The sequence below is a fragment of the Rhodococcus sp. NPDC019050 genome (assembly GCF_055664235.1).
The window spans coordinates 72,331-87,241 of record NZ_JBVOON010000008.1; the positions used below are offsets into that span (position 1 = coordinate 72,331).

The window sequence follows — 14,911 nt, forward strand, 5'->3', positions numbered from 1 at the left end:
GCGGTGGCCGCGGCCGATTCCGAGGGTCGCGAGGATCGCCGTTCACGCGCACAACTGTACGGTCACGGCAGCCACGACACGTGCCCTCGGAGTGCCTGATATCCCACGAATGCGACGATATCGATGAGCGCATGCGCGATCACGAGCGGCCACAATCTGCCCGTGCGCTGCCAGTATCGCCCGAAGACCAGGCCCATCACGACGTTGCCGACCCCGCCGCCGACCCCCTGGTACAGGTGATAACTGCCACGCAGCAGCGCGGATGCGACCAGCGAACCGTTCTCCGACCAGCCCAGTTGCCGCAGACGGGTGACGAGGTACGCGACGACGAGAATCTCCTCGGCGCCGGAGTTCGCGAGCGCCCACAGCACCTCGGTCGGCACACGCCACCAATAGTCCTCGAGCACACTCGCCGCGACCGTCAGATTCAGCCCCGCCGCGCGCGCCGCGAGATAGAAGACCAGGCCCGGGATGCCGATCAGGGCGGCGAGCCCCACACCCGGCAGTACGTCCCGGCGGAGATACGGCCGGGCCAGTCCCACGACCTTCGGGCCGAACCCGCTGCGCCACAGCAGGTACAGACCGAGCGCGCCCCACGCGGACAGGCGGAGGATGCCCAGAAGCTGACGTGCGAGATCGATGAACTGCTGCGACGACTGCGGGGCGTTCAGCGCCACCGTCTGCTCTGCCAGCGGTTCCGGCGCGAGCGCAGCCTCGAGCAGCGACAGGATCGACGAGAGCCCGCTCAGCCCGAACGTGACGAGCAGAACGATCGCGATCTCGATCCACAGTGCGCGTCGCGCGGGAGCGTCGAGAGGCGTGGCGGGGTTCTGCGCGGGCGGGCTCAGCCAGGAACGAAGCATCGTCACCGGTGTCATTCTGCCTGAGCTTCGGGCTGTGGCATTCCTGCCCGACCCAGGCTGTGCCCCTGCCTGAGGTCAGGCGGCGACCTCGACTCCGAGCGCCTCGAGCAGGATCCTCCGGTACTCCGCCGTCTGCAGGGGGTGCGCTGCGCGAGGGTGCGGCAGATCGATCGTCAGTTCCACCGCCGGCGAGCCGTGATCGAGCACCAGCACGCGGTCGGCGAGGGCGATGGCTTCGTCGACGTCGTGGGTGACCAGCAGCACCGCCGGCCGGTGGACGGCGCACAACTCCTGGAGCAGTGCGTGCATCTTGATCTTCGTCAGGGCGTCGAGCGCGCCGAAGGGTTCGTCGGCGAGGAGCAACTCCGGTTCCCGGACGAGCGACCGTGCCAGCGAGACCCGCTGTTGCTCGCCGCCGGACAGTTCGTTGGGCCACGCCGACTCGCGACCTGCGAGCCCGACTTCGGCGAGCGCCTTCCGGCCGCGTTCCGTGGCGTCTGAGCCGGAGAGTCCGAGGACGACGTTGTCGAGCACCCGCGCCCACGGCAGCAACCGGGAATCCTGGAAGACGACGGCTCGTTTCCGCGGCACGTCGATGTCCCCCGACCCGGGTACGCCGTGATCGAGTTCGGCGAGGGCGCGCAGCAACGTGCTCTTGCCGGAACCGCTGCGGCCGAGCAACGCGACGAACTCGCCTTCGCGGATTTCGAGGTTCACATCGCGCAGCACCGCGCGTCCGTCGAATCCCCGGCTGAGCCCCGAGGTTCGGACGGTCAGCTTCCGATCGTCTTGCGCCATGACAGCGCCTTCCTTTCCGCCGAACGGACCAGCAGATCGCTGCCGAAACCGAGGATTGCGTAGACCACGAGGCCGACGATGATGATGTCGGTGAGCCCGTAGGTGCGGGCCTGGAACATGAGGAACCCGATCCCGCTGGTCGCGTTCACCTGCTCCACGACGACCAGGGCGAGCCATGCCACCGTCACCGCCATGCGCAGGCCCGTGAAGAATCCGGGGAGCGCGCCCGGCAGGGCCACGCGCCGGACGAACTGCGCACGAGACAGATCCAGCGTCTCGGCGAGTTCTACGTAGCGGGAGTCGATGCCGCGCAACGCCGAATAGGTGTTGATGTAGACGGGAACGAACACCGACAGGGCGATGAGCAGGATCTTCATCTCTTCGCCGATACCGAACCAGAGGATCGCCAGCGGCATCAGTGCGAGCGTCGGGATCGACCGCTTGATCTGTACCGGACCGTCGACGAGCGCTTCGCCGATCCGGGACAGACCGGAGATCACCGCGAGGAGCAAGCCGAAGAAGACACCGAGGACCCCGCCGATCACCGCGCGCTGCACGGAGGTGAGCAGGTTGCTCTGCAGGCGTCCGTCGGCGATCAGATCCCAGGCGGTGGTCACCACGGTCCACGGCGCGGACAGTGTCTTCGGGTCGAGTTGCCCGGTCGCCGACGCCACGATCCAGACGGCCAACAGGATCGACGGCCCGATGGCGAGGCCGAACTTGATCGGCCGTCCGGGTGCGAGGCGACTACGACCGCGTCGCGCGGGCAGATCGACCGCGTCCTTCGGTTCGGGTTTCTGGTCGGTGGCGCCGTCCCCGGCCAGGCCGCTTCCGAATCGCCGGGCGTCGACGGTGGGCACGCTCATGGGCTCGTCCTTTCGTCGGGTGGGTCAGGCCCTGCCGGCGGTCGCGAGAGTGCGCGCGTACTGGCTCTCCGGCCGGGGCAGACCGTAGTGGTCGCGCAACGTGGTGCCGGTGTATTCGGTGCGGAACAGGCCCCGCTCCTGCAGGATCGGAACGACCGTGGTGGTGAACGCCTCGAGCCCCTGCGGGTACTGCGGGGGCATGATGTTGAACCCGTCGGCGGCGCCGCGAGTGAACCAGTCTTCGATGATGTCCGCGATCTGCACGGCCGTCCCGGCGACGACGTTGTGCCCGCGCGCACCGGCGAGCTTGTGCAGCAGTTGACGCAGTGTCGGCTGTTCCCGCTCGACGATTTTGGCGAACACGAGACGTCGGCTGTTGTCGTTGTCGGTGATATCCCCGGCACCTGCGAAGAGTTCGGCGGGCACGAGGGCGTCGAGTTCGAGTCCGGACACGTCGATCCGGCCCATCTTCTGCAGTTGGCCGAGCCCGTACTCGACGATGGTGAGTTCGTTGAATTTACGTTGCAGATCCCGTGCTTCGGCTTCGGTCGCTCCGATGAACGGGCTCAGGCCGGGCAGGATCTTGACGTGATCGGGGTTGCGGCCGGCGCCGGCGGCGCGGGACTTGATATCGGTGTAGAACGCCTGCGCATCCGAGATCTGCTGGTGCGCGGTGAAAATCGCCTCGGCGTAGTTCGCGGCGAAATCGCGTCCGTCGTTCGACGACCCGGCCTGGACCAGGACCGGGCGTCCCTGCGGGGACCGTGCGGAGTTGAAGGGCCCGCGAACTCTGACGTACTCACCGTCCACGTCGACGCGGTGGATCTTGTCCGGGTCGGCGTACACGCCCGCGGCCCTGTCGGCGACCACGGCATCGTCTTCCCACGAATCCCACAGTTTCACTGTGGCGTCGACGAATTCGCGTGCCCGTGCGTACCGCTGCTGTACGTCGGGATGGTCGGTGAGACCGAAGTTCGCCGCTGCGGCATCCGTCGCGGTGGTCACGATGTTCCATCCCGCCCGGCCACCGGAGATGTGGTCGAGCGACGAGAACAGCCGGGCGAGATTGTAGGGCTCGTAGTACGTGGTCGAGGCGGTGGCGATCAGGCCGAGATGCGTGGTGACCGTGGCCATCGCGACGAGCGTGGTGATCGGTTCGAGGCCGTAGTCCGGCCGGTACCTCACCTCGGTGCGCAGTGCGGGCCCGTCGGCGAAGAACACCGCATCGAGTTTCGCGGCTTCGGCGGTGCGTGCCAGTTCCTGGAAGTAGTGCACGTCGTAGATGCGCTCGGGGGCGCTGTCGGGGTGCCGCCACGAGGCTTCGTGGTGGCCGGTCGGGTAGATGAAGGCGTTCAGGTTGAGCCGGCGGTGCGTCATGAGAAGGTCCCCTCGGAGATCAGTTGCGAACGTGTCCGGCGCCGGCTTCGGCGACCGCGGCCTGAACCACTTCGTCGAAGCGCAGGTCGAATGCTTCGGCGGCCTCGACGGGCCGTGGCAGTTCGCCGGCGGCGTCGATCACGTCGACGGTGTGCTGCTGGGTGGCGACGAGGTTCTCGTCGAGTCGCGGGAAGGTGGTCGGGCCGTTGGCGTCCAGAATCCGGCGCCCGTCTTCGGCGGTGAGGCCCTGGCTCCGGACGAAGTACTCGTCGATCCATGCGTCGCGGTTGTCGTTGGCCCAGTCGACCGACTTGATGTAGGCACCGACGTAGGCGCGGATCGCTGCTGCCGTGGCGGGATCGGACAGTGCCTTCGCGCTCGAATACAGGTAGGAGATGCCGTCGCTGAGGTCGGTGATCTCTTCCTTGGGCAGAGCGGTGGCACCGGGGGTCTGCATGTATCGCGAGAACACCGGTTCGCTCATCGGGGCGGCGTCGATCTGGTCGGATCGCAGTGCGTCCGGGAAGTCGGGCAGTGCCATCGGTGTGAGTTTCACGTCGTCGACGTCGAGTCCGGCCTTGTCGAGTGCGCGCAGGACGAAGGCCTGCTGGGAGGTGCCCTCGGCGTAACCGATCCGCTTGCCGGCCAGGTCTGCCAGTGACGCGATGTCGGCACCCGGCGCGACACCCAGGTTGAGGCTGTTGTCGGTCTGGATCGCGGCGATCACCCGCACGTCGTCTCCTGCGACGAGCGATTGGATGGCCATGATCTCCCCGGCCCAGGCGACGTCGACGGCGTCGGCTCGAAAGGCCTCGAGAATCGAGGGTGCACCCTGGAAGGTCGCGAACTCGTAGTCGAACGGAAGTGAGTCGAGGTTGCCGGACGCTGCCAGCGCGACCTGCTGTCGCTCGCTCTGGTCGGCGATGACGATCTTCGTCCCGGCCGGGATCTCGGTCGGAAGCGGGCTCTCGGCGGCGAGGCCGCCGCCCGTGGACCCCGACCCACACGCAACGACCGCCGTCAGGACGAATGCGGCGGCGGTGGTGAATCCGGCGTGACGTAGGCGGAACATGTACTTCCCTCGGGCTCGAAAATCGATGGTGAGGCCGGCCCGGCATGTGCCGGTGGCTGTGGATCATCATTGAGTTCGGGCGCGCGGGTAACCACAGTTTGCGTCAGCGTGATCGGAAGTCCTGCCTAGGAGGCACCCTCAAGAGCGCAGCCGCAATCCGTTTCGGAACGGGCATCCGACGAGCAGGCGCAATGCCCGGCTCAGTCCGGTCGGGTCGTCGACCGGTTCGTCGAACGGGATCCGCACATCGTGATCTCCGTGGCCCGATTCGATGCGCAGGCGCACGCCGTAACGATCGATGCCGAGCGGGCGAATTCGACCCCCGCGCTGGGCTTCCGGAATGCGGCGAGCGATGCGCATCACCAGGTCCGCGTGGTCTTCCTCGAGGTGCTGGAGCCAGGCGGTCTCGAGCGCGGCGAACGGGTCGGGCGCGGCTTCGAGCACATCGACGACGTTCACGGCCTCGGCGCCGGTGGTGTCGGCCGCGACGACGGAACCGAGGCGCAGCCGGAGCAGTTCGGACCGGTGCCCGATGTCGAGGAGTTCGGGATGCGGAAGGGTTTCCGCGATTTCCGCGGCGAGCAGGCGGGGTTCGGCGACGGGATGCAGGATGCCGCTGAGCCAGATGAGCGACCGCACAGGGTTGCGCAGGGTCAAGGGTGAGTGGTCGGTGAGCTCGAGGACGGCGGGCAGGCCCACGGCCCCGGCCTGTCGTGCGAGCGCGACGGCGGTGCTGTTCGCGGGAATCACGATCGCGATGTCGTCGTCGGCGTGCAGGTGGTGGACGGTGGTGGGGACGGGTTCGCAGCCGTCGACGGCGAGGTGGGTGGTGTCGGCGCGGATGAGGGCAGTGCGCACGCGTTCGGCCGTGGTCGGTGCGGGGACGGCGGTGGACGTGGTGGTGTGCATGACAACCCTCCTGGCTGAATAGGTGAGGCAAACCTAAGTCATGGAGATCGCGGTCGCAAGGGGTCCGGGGTCTAATCTGGAATCCGTGCCGATCCCCCTTCCTCTCGGAACGCCGCCGTCCCGCGAAGAGCCGCGTGGACTGCTGGAAGGGCTGCTGACCGGGCGTTACGACTCCCCGGAGAGCGCCCAGGGCGTCACCGGGCCCCTGCTCGGAGCGCCGATCGTCCCGGCTCGGAGCGTCAGCGCGCCCCCGTCGTGCGATCTCGTCGTCGAACTCGACACGTCCGGGCCGCGACCTGCACCGGCGGGCTGGCGACCGCTTCGCTACCAGATCGACTGCTCGGCCGACGAGTTGAGCCACGTTCTCGAGTTCACCGCACCCGCGCCGCTGATCGTCTACGTGGACGGACCCGACGAAACACTGGCCGACACCGCCCGTGCGCTCAGCGAGGCCGGTCACATCCCGGGTCTGCCCGCCGGTCACGGGCTGGGCGCGGTCGCCGACTTCCTTGCCGTCCTCGCCCACGCCGACACCGGCTATGCCGCCCGCGCGACCGGCACCGCGGAGGTGGTCGCACTGCTCAACGCGACCGCGGCGGCCCTGAGCGGGTTCGACATCCGGGCCGCGCTCGCGTCGCCCGACGTGTCGCGGCTGCAACGGCTCATCCCGGAAGCTGCCGCCGCGCTGCGGGAAATCCTCCTGACGATCCAGGTCGACGATCCCGAGCAGGTCGCGCGTGAGCTCGCAGACCTGGGATTGTCGCCCGCCTGAACGGTGCCTTCCCCGCAGTACGTGGACGCGAGGTGCGTAACCTCGTAGGGGTGCCACGCATCGCCTATTTCGGTCCGTCGGGAACGTTCACGGAGATGGCCCTCGACCGTTTCGAGAACGTCGGCGCCTTCGACGCGCCCGTCGAACGAGTCGCGGCGGCCAGCCCTCCCGCCGCCCTGGAGTTGCTGCGCAACGGCGACGTCGACGGTGCGGTCGTGCCGATCGAGAGTTCGGTGGAGGGTTCGGTCCCCCCGACCATGGACGCACTCGCACGGGGTTCGCGTCTGCAGATCGTCGCCGAGACCGAACTCGACATCGCCTTCACCGTGGTCACCCGTCCCGGTGTGACCCGCGACGACGTCGCGACCATCGGCGCGTATCCCGTCGCGGCCGCCCAGGTGCGGCAGTGGATCGCCGACACCCTGCCCGCCGCCGAGATCGTCGCCGCGTCGTCCAACGCGGGGGCGGCAGAGGACGTCGCATCCGGCAAGGTCGACGCCGCGGTCGCCACCGCGCTGGCCGGTGAACGGCTCGGCCTCGCGGTCCTGGCCGACGGCGTGGCCGACTTCGCCGGGGCACGCACCCGGTTCGTGCTCGTCTCCCGCCCGGGCCCAATTCCCAAGCGCACCGGAGTCGACCGGACGTCGGTGATCCTGCAACTCCCGAACATCCCGGGTTCGCTGGTGCGGGCCATGACCGAACTGGCGACCCGCGGCATCGATCTGACGCGAATCGAATCTCGTCCCACCCGCAAGGACTACGGGACCTATTTCTTCCATCTGGACTGGGTGGGTCATATCGACGACGCGCTGGTTGCGGAGGCACTCAAGGCGCTGCACCGTTTCGCGCAGGTACGGTTCCTCGGTTCGTGGCCGGCAGTGTCCGAGCACGGGGTCGCGCCCGTCTCCGACGACGACGATGCGCAGTGGCTGGAAAGACTGCGCTCCGGAGAGGAGTAGCCGTGAGCGGCAAGCTGATATTGGCGAGGCACGGCCAGACGGTGGCGAACGTCGCCCGCCGCCTCGACACCAAATTGCCCGGGGCGGAACTGACCGACCTGGGAATCGAGCAGGCGCGGAGCCTCGGACGCAACCTCGTCGAGCGCGGCCCGTCGCTGCTCGTGTCGTCGCGGGCGATACGCGCGCGGCAGACCGCGGAGCAGGTCGCTCCCGCGGTCGGACTCGAGACCGGGGTCCTCGACGGACTGCACGAGGTGCAGGTCGGCGACCTCGAGGACCGCAGCGACGAGGAGTCGCACCGCCTGTTCATGAAGGTCTACGAGGAGTGGCACAGCGGTGACCTGCGCACTCGGGTGCCGGGTGGGGAATCGGCGCTCGACGTGCTCGATCGTTTCGTGCCGGTGGTCGAGGCTCTGCGCTCCGACCATCTCGACGCGGGATCGGGGGATGTGGTCGTCGTCAGCCACGGCGCGGCCATCCGCCTCGTCGCGGCGTATCTGGGCAAGGTCCCGGGCGGATTCGCCACCGGCAACCATCTGGCCAACACCGAGATCGTCGAACTCGTGCCGGTGCCGGGGGGCGGCTGGGAGTGCGTGCGGTGGGGGACGTTCGCCGGCCCCTTCCACGACACCCATCGCGCCGGTGCCGACGACCCGATGGGCTGAGATCGCGTCGATGCGTCCGGATCCCGGCCCCTCGCGTCCTGCGCGGTTCCGTGCACGAGGCAGGGGTGACGTGCGGCGGTGTCGATCGTTCGCGGCCGAAACAGACGGGTATCGTCGAGCCGTCCGCATGAAGTAACGATCGGTAGGTTGGGTGCGCTACATGGATGGTTCCACCGACGACGCCGTCGACCCGCTCGAGGGCCGTCGTGTCGCGCCGGATGGGGAGAGCACCCACACCGATTGGCGGACCCTGCAACCTCTCGACCTCAGCCCGATCCTGTCGGCCGCGCTCGACGCGTTCTACGAGACGGGCTTCCACGGCACGTCGGTACGGGAGATCGCGCGACGTGTCGGCGTGACGGTGCCCGCCCTGTACTACCACCACGAGAACAAAGAAGGCCTGCTCATCGCGCTGCTCGAACTGTCGACCAGCGATGTGCTCTCGCGCGCACACGCCGCCGACGCCGAGGGGGCCGGCGACCCGGTGCGCCGACTCGCGAACGTGATCGAGGCGATCGTGTTGCGGATGACGATGCGTTCGGCGCTCGCCGCGCTCGAGGGCGAGGCCCGTTATCTCAGCCCCGAGAACCGCCAGCGGTACCGCGCGGTCCGCAAGGGCATCGAGCAGTTGGTGCGCGAGATCGTCGAGCAGGGCGCCGCGACGGGCGACTTCGATGTCGACGATCCGGCCGAGACCACGCGGGCGCTGCTCGGCATGTGCCAATCGATCCCCCGCTGGTACCACGCGGAAGGCACGCTCAGTCCCGAAGCGGTCGCGAAGAAGTACGTCGCGATCGCACTCAAAACCGTCGGGGCCCGGCGCGACCCGCTCTGACGGCGCGACCCGCTCTGACGCATCGCCCCGCTCTGACGCATCGCCCCGCTCTGACGGATCGCCCTAGCGCCGGAAGTCCGCGGTGCGCTTCTCCTGGAACGCGGCGACGCCTTCGGCGAAGTCCGGGCCGGCGAGAAGATCGAGCTGACCGGCACGTTCCCGGCCGAACGCGTGGCCGAGTTCGGTGAGCGTGGCGTCGTTGATCGCCCGCTTCGTCGACGTCAGCGCGGACGTCGGCCCGGCCGCGAGTCGCTCGAGCAGGTCTTCGACGGCGGTACCGAATTCGTCGTCGGGATAGACGTCGGCGATCAGGCCGGAGGCGAGTGCGTCCGGGGCCGGGAGTCGTTCGGCGAGCATCGCCATCCGCAGTGCACGGGCCCGGCCGACGGACGCTGCGACGAGCGCCGTGGCGCCGCCGTCCGGCATCAGTCCGATCTTGGCGAACGCGAGCAGGAAGTACGCCGAGTTCTTCGCGACGGTGAGGTCGCACGCCAGCGCGAGCGAGACACCGACTCCCGCCGCGGCGCCGTTGACCGCGCCGACGACGGGGCGCGGGAAGTCACGGATGGTCGCGACGACCCGGTTCGCGGCGTCGATCGTGTCGGGCGTGGGGGGCGCGGTCACGTCGCGTCCGGAGATGTCGGCCCCCGCGCAGAAGGCCCGTCCGGTGCCCGTGAGAACGGCGGCGCGGACGGCGGGGTCGTCGGTGGCCTTCTCGAACGCCTCGGCGACGGCCACCAGGGTTTCGGTTCCGACCGCGTTCATGCGGGCGGGGCGGTCGATCGTCACGCGCAGGATGCCGTGGTCGATTCTCGACTCGACACCCGGTAGGTCGGTGGTCATGTGGTTCTCCTCGAGTGATGGTCCGATGGGCCGAACGGAGAGGGACGCGACGGTCGAATTCCGCTTCCATCCCTATCAGACCCACTTATCGTGCGCTAGCTATACAGATTCATTGACCGAGCGCTAAGTCCGTGATAGACATTTTAGCGATCGATAGGTACGCGGGTAGGCGAAGACGTCGAGCGTGCCGCACACACCGCAGTCTCGGCCGACCTTGCTTCATTCCGATCGAAAGGAACGTCATGGCAAACGCCGTCATCGTCGACGTGGTCCGCACCGCCGTCGGCAAAGGAAAGCCGGGTGGTGCACTGTCCGGTACGCATCCCGTCGAACTCCTGGCACATGTCCTGCGTTCGCTCGTCGAGCGCAACAACCTCGATCCCGCCCTCGTCGACGATGTCATCGGCGGTTGCGTGCAGCAGGTCGGCGAGCAGGCACTCAACATCTCGCGTTCGGCGCTGTTGTCGGCCGGGTTCCCTGACTCCGTGCCCGCCACCACGATCGACCGGCAGTGCGGATCGAGTCAGCAGGCCGCGCACTTCGCCGCGCAGGGCGTCATCGCCGGCGCATACGACATCGTCATCGCGTGCGGTGTGGAGTCGATGAGCCGCCTCCCGATGGGCACATCCTCGATCGGCCAGGACTCGTTCGGCCCCGGCGTCGCTGCCCGCTACCCCGAAGGCCTTGTCAACCAGGGGATCTCGGCGGAACTCATCGCCGCGAAGTGGGGCTTCGACCGCGAGGCCGTCGACTCCTACTCCGCGCGCTCACACCAGCGCGCCGCGGCCGCTGCGGCGGCAGGAAACTTCGACGCGGAGATCGCCCCGATCACCGTCACGAACGCCGACGGCGAGAAGATCGTGCACAGCGTCGACGAAACCGTCCGCGCGTCGACCACCGTCGAGGGACTCGCCGGGCTTCGTCCGTCCTTCCGCACCGACGAATACGCCGCACGCTTCCCGGAGGCGCAGTGGCTCATCACCCCCGGCAACTCGTCGCCGTTCACGGACGGCGCGTCGGCCGTCCTCATCATGAGCGAGGAAGCCGCGACCAAGTTGGGCCTCACCCCGCGGGCGCGGTTCCACTCGTTCGCTGTCGCCGGCGACGACCCGCTCTACATGCTCACGGCACCCATCCCGGCCACGCACAAGGTGCTCGCCAAATCGGGGCTGTCCATCGACGACATCGACTCCTACGAGGTGAACGAGGCGTTCGCTCCGGTGCCCCTGATGTGGGCCGCCGAGTTCGGGGCCGACCAGGAGAAGCTGAACCGGTGGGGCGGCGCCATCGCCCTCGGTCACGCGCTCGGATCGTCGGGGACGCGCCTGTTGAGCACGCTGGTGAGCACGCTCGAAGCCACCGGCGGCCGCTACGGATTGCAGACCATGTGCGAAGGCGCGGGAATGGCGAACGCCACCGTCATCGAACGTCTCTGACCCACCGTCGTACCGAATTTCCCGTCCGAATCCCCTCAGTGAAAGGCTCTTCATGATCGTCAACGACAGCGTCGCCGTCGTCACCGGTGGTGCCTCCGGCCTCGGCCTCGCCACCGTCAAGGCTCTGCTCGCCGACGGCGCGCAGGTCGTCATCATCGACCTGCCGTCCTCCAACGGCGAGACCGTTGCCAAGGAACTCGGCGACCGGGTTCGCTTCGCGGCAGCGGACGTCACCGACGAGGCCGCGGTCACCGAGGCACTCGACCTCGCCGAATCGCTCGGCCCCCTGCGCGTCGCCGTGAACTGCGCCGGCATCGGCAACGCCATGAAGACGGTGAGCAAGAAGGGTGCGTTCCCGCTCGACGCCTTCAAGAAGGTCGTCGACGTCAACCTCTTCGGCACGTTCAACGTGATCCGTCTCGCCGCCGAGCGCATCGCGAAGACCGAACCGATCGAGGGCGAGCGCGGTGTCATCATCAACACCGCGTCGGTCGCGGCGTTCGACGGACAGATCGGCCAGGCCGCGTACTCGGCGTCGAAGGGTGGCGTCGTCGGCATGACCCTGCCGATCGCCCGCGACCTCGCCTCGCTGCTGATCCGCGTCGTCACCATCGCACCCGGCCTGTTCAAGACCCCGCTGCTCGGCTCTCTGCCCGAGGAGGCGCAGGCCTCGCTCGGTCAGCAGGTTCCGCATCCCGCGCGTCTCGGCGATCCCTCCGAGTACGGCGCGCTCGCTGCGCACATCGTGTCCAACCCGATGCTCAACGGTGAGGTCATCCGTCTCGACGGTGCCATTCGCATGGCGCCTCGCTGAACCGAGCGGGAGAACCCGCCGGCCGCTGTGCGGCCTGCAACGTGACGGGAGGATGGGGTCGATGGCCGCGAAGTCCGGGGCGCTCGTCCCCGCCGAGGTGGTAGCACCGGAGTCCGCGAACTGGCGGATCTTCGGGCCGCTCGAACTCGACCCCATCCTCACCCACGCATTGGAAGCATTCAGCGAGAACGGTTTCCACGGAACCACCGTCCGCGACCTCGCCGGCCGGGTCGGCGTGACGGTACCGGCGCTGTACTACCACTACGAGAGCAAGGAAGCCGTTCTCGTCACCTTGCTCGACGCCGCGGTCCACGACCTCATCGACCGCGTGACTGCCGCGGTCGCCGACGGCGGCGACGATGTGGCCGCCCGCTTCGTCAACGCGGTCGACGCGATCGTGCTCAACATGACGCACCGCGCCAAGCGATCGGCGCTCGATTCCGAGGTGCGACATATCTCCGCCGGCAATCGACGGACCTACGCCGCGACACGCAAACGCCTCGAAACGATCATGCTCGGTCTGGTTCGCGACGGTGCGGATTCGCAGGTGTTCGACGTCGACGACACCGAGGAGACCGTGCGGGCTCTTCTCGGTATGTGTCAGTCCGTCGCCCGCTGGTACCGACTCGACGGCCCGTTCACGCCGGACGAGGTAGCCCGTCGTTACACGGTGCTCGCACTGCGCATCGTGGGATACGCCCCTGAGACTCCGGGAGACAAACGCAGATGAAGCGCACTTTGTTCGAAGCCGATCACGAGGCGTAGCGGGGGACGGTGCGTGAGTTCCTCGCCCGCGAGGTGGAACCGAAATACGAACGGTGGGAGGAAAACCGGCTCATCGATCGTGCCGTGTACCCGTCGGCGGGAGCGGCAGGAATCCTGGGTCTCGGAGTGCCGGACGAATTCGGCGGGTCGGGCGTGACCGACTACCGATTCCGCCATGTCGTGCAGGAGGAGATCGCCCGAACCAACACCACTTCGTTCGGCGCGACGCTGGCGCTCCAGGACGACATCGCGATCCCGTACGTGGCGCATCTGGGGAACGAGGAGCAGAAAGCCCGATGGTTGCCGCGCATGGCCGCCGGCGAACTGATCGGCGCGATCGCCATGACCGAGCCCGGCGCAGGCTCCGATCTTCAGGGCGTCAAGACCACGGCGGTGCGCGAGGGCGACGAGTGGATCATCAACGGCCAGAAGACGTTCATCACCAACGGTATCCACTCCGATCTGGTGATCGTGGTGTGCCGCACGGATCCCGGCGCGGGGTCGCGGGGGTTCTCGCTGATCGTCGTCGAGCGGGACACTCCAGGTTTCAGCAGGGGACGCAAGTTGCACAAGGTGGGTCTCGCCGCGCAGGACACGGCGGAACTGGTATTCGAGGATGCTCGGGTGCCGGCGGAGAACCTGCTCGGTACGGAGGGTCGCGGATTCGTCCACCTCATGGAGAATCTTCCGCTCGAGCGGATCGGTATCGCGGTCTCGGCGGTCACCGCCGCACGTGCAGCCTACGAGTGGACCGCGTAATATGTGTTCGAGCGCAAGGCATTCGGCAAGCCGATCGGCGACCTGCAGAATACACGTTTCGCACTCGCCGAGATGCTCACCGAAATCGAGATCACCGAATCGCATGTGGATCGATGCGTCCTCGCGCTCAACGCCGGGGAACTGACCCCGGTCGACGCGTCGAAAGCCAAGTGGTGGGCCACCGAACTGCAGAAACGCGTCGTCGATCGGAGTGTTCAACTGCACGGCGGTTACGGCTACATGATGGAGTATCCGATCGGCCGCGCCTATGTGGACGCCCGGATCCAGACCATCTACGGCGGCACGACCGAGGTCATGAAGGAGATCATCGGCCGTGACATCGCGGCCCGATTCACGTAATCCACAGCTTCGCGTCATCCCACGACGGGGGAGGATCTCCATGTTCGATCTGACAGGTACACGTGCGCTGGTGACCGGCGGTTCGGCCGGACTCGGTCTCGGGATGGCGCGGGGTCTCGCCCGGGCCGGTGCCGACGTGGCGCTCTGGGGTCGCGACACAGCCAAACTCGCGCGGGCGGCCGACGAGTTGACCGGTCTCGGCGTCCGGGTGACGACGCGCTCGGTCGACGTGTCGGACGAGCAGGCCGTGGTGGTCGGTGTCGCGGCGGTGGTCGACGAACTCGGCGGGCTGGACACGGTGGTCGTGAACGCGGGAATCGGTGCGACGCTGCAGAAGTTCCACGAGTCGTCGACGGAGCAGTACCGGAAGGTCATGGGCACCAATGCCGAGGGTGCGTACTTCACGTTGCGTGAGACGTCGAAGGTGCTGGTCGATCAAGGCACCGGCGGGTCGGTGATCGTGACGTCGAGTCTCGGAGCGGTGCAAGGGGCGGGACGCAACCAGGCGTACGGCGCGAGCAAGGCCGCGGTGCTCGCTCTCGCCAACGGGTGCGCCGTCGAACTCGCGCGCTACGGGATCCGGGTCAACAGTGTGCTGCCGGGCTGGATCGCGACCGACATGACCGGGCCGCTGCAGGAATCGGATGTGTTCAACAGCAACGTCATTTCCCGCGTGCCGCTCGGACGTTGGGGCCGGCCGGAGGATTTCGAGGGAATCGCCGTGTATCTCGCGAGCGACGCATCCTCGTTCCAGACGGGCAGTGCCACGGTCATCGACGGCGGCTACAGCATGTTCTGATCGCTTCGATCGAAGGAAC

The 14,911-nt window shown here is 67.9% G+C and carries 15 protein-coding genes and 1 pseudogene; 9 read left to right on the forward strand and 7 right to left on the reverse strand.

Going from position 1 to position 14,911, the window contains the following annotated elements:
- Positions 1 to 62 precede the first annotated feature (62 nt).
- The 6 genes from AC0B44_RS11050 to AC0B44_RS11075 all read right to left on the reverse strand — a co-directional run bounded on the left by AC0B44_RS11050 (position 63) and on the right by AC0B44_RS11075 (position 5,885).
- Positions 63 to 863: a CPBP family intramembrane glutamic endopeptidase gene (locus AC0B44_RS11050; RefSeq protein ID WP_471903008.1), complete on the reverse strand. Its 801-nt coding sequence runs from the start codon at positions 861 to 863 to the stop codon at positions 63 to 65.
- Positions 864 to 938: 75 nt separating this feature from the next.
- Positions 939 to 1,661, reverse strand: a complete 723-nt coding sequence (locus AC0B44_RS11055; RefSeq protein ID WP_471902926.1) for an ABC transporter ATP-binding protein — start codon at positions 1,659 to 1,661, stop codon at positions 939 to 941.
- A complete protein-coding gene (locus AC0B44_RS11060; RefSeq protein WP_471902927.1) occupies positions 1,637 to 2,527 on the reverse strand; it encodes an ABC transporter permease in 891 nt (296 codons plus the stop codon). Before AC0B44_RS11060 ends, AC0B44_RS11055 begins: the two co-directional genes overlap by 25 nt.
- Before the next feature lie 24 nt (positions 2,528 to 2,551).
- Entirely contained in the window at positions 2,552 to 3,904 is a 1,353-nt protein-coding gene (locus tag AC0B44_RS11065; protein WP_471902928.1) for an LLM class flavin-dependent oxidoreductase, read from the reverse strand.
- A 19-nt stretch (positions 3,905 to 3,923) separates the two neighbouring features.
- Positions 3,924 to 4,976, reverse strand: coding sequence for an ABC transporter substrate-binding protein (locus AC0B44_RS11070; RefSeq protein WP_471902929.1), 1,053 nt, complete (start codon positions 4,974 to 4,976; stop codon positions 3,924 to 3,926).
- A gap of 138 nt (positions 4,977 to 5,114) precedes the next feature.
- Positions 5,115 to 5,885 (reverse strand): DUF2470 domain-containing protein, encoded by a 771-nt coding sequence (locus AC0B44_RS11075; protein ID WP_471902930.1) that lies wholly within the window; start codon positions 5,883 to 5,885, stop codon positions 5,115 to 5,117.
- A gap of 85 nt (positions 5,886 to 5,970) precedes the next feature.
- Here AC0B44_RS11075 and AC0B44_RS11080 point away from each other — a divergent pair, with 85 nt between their 5' ends.
- The 4 genes from AC0B44_RS11080 (at position 5,971) to AC0B44_RS11095 (ending at position 9,116) form a co-directional block, all read left to right on the forward strand.
- Positions 5,971 to 6,657 carry a hypothetical protein gene (locus AC0B44_RS11080; RefSeq protein ID WP_471902931.1) on the forward strand — a complete coding sequence of 229 codons (687 nt, stop codon included), beginning with the start codon at positions 5,971 to 5,973 and terminating at the stop codon, positions 6,655 to 6,657.
- Between the two features lie 50 nt (positions 6,658 to 6,707).
- The gene (gene pheA, locus AC0B44_RS11085) at positions 6,708 to 7,616 is read left to right on the forward strand and encodes a prephenate dehydratase (RefSeq protein WP_471902932.1); all 909 of its coding nucleotides are present in this window, start codon (positions 6,708 to 6,710) and stop codon (positions 7,614 to 7,616) included.
- 2 nt (positions 7,617 to 7,618) lie between these two features.
- On the forward strand, positions 7,619 to 8,281 hold the full coding sequence (locus tag AC0B44_RS11090) for a histidine phosphatase family protein (protein WP_471902933.1): 663 nt from the start codon (positions 7,619 to 7,621) through the stop codon (positions 8,279 to 8,281).
- A 160-nt stretch (positions 8,282 to 8,441) separates the two neighbouring features.
- The gene (locus tag AC0B44_RS11095) at positions 8,442 to 9,116 is read left to right on the forward strand and encodes a TetR/AcrR family transcriptional regulator (protein WP_471902934.1); all 675 of its coding nucleotides are present in this window, start codon (positions 8,442 to 8,444) and stop codon (positions 9,114 to 9,116) included.
- Positions 9,117 to 9,179: 63 nt separating this feature from the next.
- Here the strand turns inward: AC0B44_RS11095 and AC0B44_RS11100 are convergent, their stop codons facing one another.
- Positions 9,180 to 9,959 carry an enoyl-CoA hydratase gene (locus tag AC0B44_RS11100; RefSeq protein ID WP_471902935.1) on the reverse strand — a complete coding sequence of 260 codons (780 nt, stop codon included), beginning with the start codon at positions 9,957 to 9,959 and terminating at the stop codon, positions 9,180 to 9,182.
- 242 nt (positions 9,960 to 10,201) lie between these two features.
- Between AC0B44_RS11100 and AC0B44_RS11105 the strand changes: the two genes are divergently transcribed.
- The 5 genes and pseudogenes from AC0B44_RS11105 to AC0B44_RS11125 all read left to right on the forward strand — a co-directional run bounded on the left by AC0B44_RS11105 (position 10,202) and on the right by AC0B44_RS11125 (position 14,892).
- The gene (locus AC0B44_RS11105; protein ID WP_471902936.1) at positions 10,202 to 11,395 is read left to right on the forward strand and encodes a thiolase family protein; all 1,194 of its coding nucleotides are present in this window, start codon (positions 10,202 to 10,204) and stop codon (positions 11,393 to 11,395) included.
- 52 nt (positions 11,396 to 11,447) lie between these two features.
- On the forward strand, positions 11,448 to 12,209 hold the full coding sequence (locus AC0B44_RS11110; RefSeq protein WP_471902937.1) for a 3-hydroxyacyl-CoA dehydrogenase: 762 nt from the start codon (positions 11,448 to 11,450) through the stop codon (positions 12,207 to 12,209).
- A gap of 61 nt (positions 12,210 to 12,270) precedes the next feature.
- A complete protein-coding gene (locus tag AC0B44_RS11115; protein WP_471902938.1) occupies positions 12,271 to 12,939 on the forward strand; it encodes a TetR/AcrR family transcriptional regulator in 669 nt (222 codons plus the stop codon).
- A gap of 44 nt (positions 12,940 to 12,983) precedes the next feature.
- A pseudogene (locus AC0B44_RS11120) lies at positions 12,984 to 14,093 on the forward strand (acyl-CoA dehydrogenase family protein).
- A 40-nt stretch (positions 14,094 to 14,133) separates the two neighbouring features.
- A complete protein-coding gene (locus AC0B44_RS11125) occupies positions 14,134 to 14,892 on the forward strand; it encodes an SDR family NAD(P)-dependent oxidoreductase (protein ID WP_471902939.1) in 759 nt (252 codons plus the stop codon).
- Positions 14,893 to 14,911 lie beyond the last annotated feature (19 nt).

Bases quoted from the DNA above. Each gene is read 5' to 3' on its own strand.
- AC0B44_RS11095 (WP_471902934.1), top strand. From the start codon at position 8,442: ATGGATGGTTCCACCGACGACGCCGTCGACCCGCTCGAGGGCCGTCGT.
- AC0B44_RS11110 (WP_471902937.1), top strand. From the start codon at position 11,448: ATGATCGTCAACGACAGCGTCGCCGTCGTCACCGGTGGTGCCTCCGGC.
- AC0B44_RS11075 (WP_471902930.1), bottom strand. From the start codon at position 5,885: ATGCACACCACCACGTCCACCGCCGTCCCCGCACCGACCACGGCCGAA.
- AC0B44_RS11050 (WP_471903008.1), bottom strand. From the start codon at position 863: ATGCTTCGTTCCTGGCTGAGCCCGCCCGCGCAGAACCCCGCCACGCCT.
- AC0B44_RS11060 (WP_471902927.1), bottom strand. From the start codon at position 2,527: ATGAGCGTGCCCACCGTCGACGCCCGGCGATTCGGAAGCGGCCTGGCC.
- AC0B44_RS11055 (WP_471902926.1), bottom strand. From the start codon at position 1,661: ATGGCGCAAGACGATCGGAAGCTGACCGTCCGAACCTCGGGGCTCAGC.
- AC0B44_RS11115 (WP_471902938.1), top strand. From the start codon at position 12,271: ATGGCCGCGAAGTCCGGGGCGCTCGTCCCCGCCGAGGTGGTAGCACCG.
- AC0B44_RS11125 (WP_471902939.1), top strand. From the start codon at position 14,134: ATGTTCGATCTGACAGGTACACGTGCGCTGGTGACCGGCGGTTCGGCC.
- AC0B44_RS11070 (WP_471902929.1), bottom strand. From the start codon at position 4,976: ATGTTCCGCCTACGTCACGCCGGATTCACCACCGCCGCCGCATTCGTC.
- AC0B44_RS11105 (WP_471902936.1), top strand. From the start codon at position 10,202: ATGGCAAACGCCGTCATCGTCGACGTGGTCCGCACCGCCGTCGGCAAA.
- AC0B44_RS11100 (WP_471902935.1), bottom strand. From the start codon at position 9,959: ATGACCACCGACCTACCGGGTGTCGAGTCGAGAATCGACCACGGCATC.
- AC0B44_RS11065 (WP_471902928.1), bottom strand. From the start codon at position 3,904: ATGACGCACCGCCGGCTCAACCTGAACGCCTTCATCTACCCGACCGGC.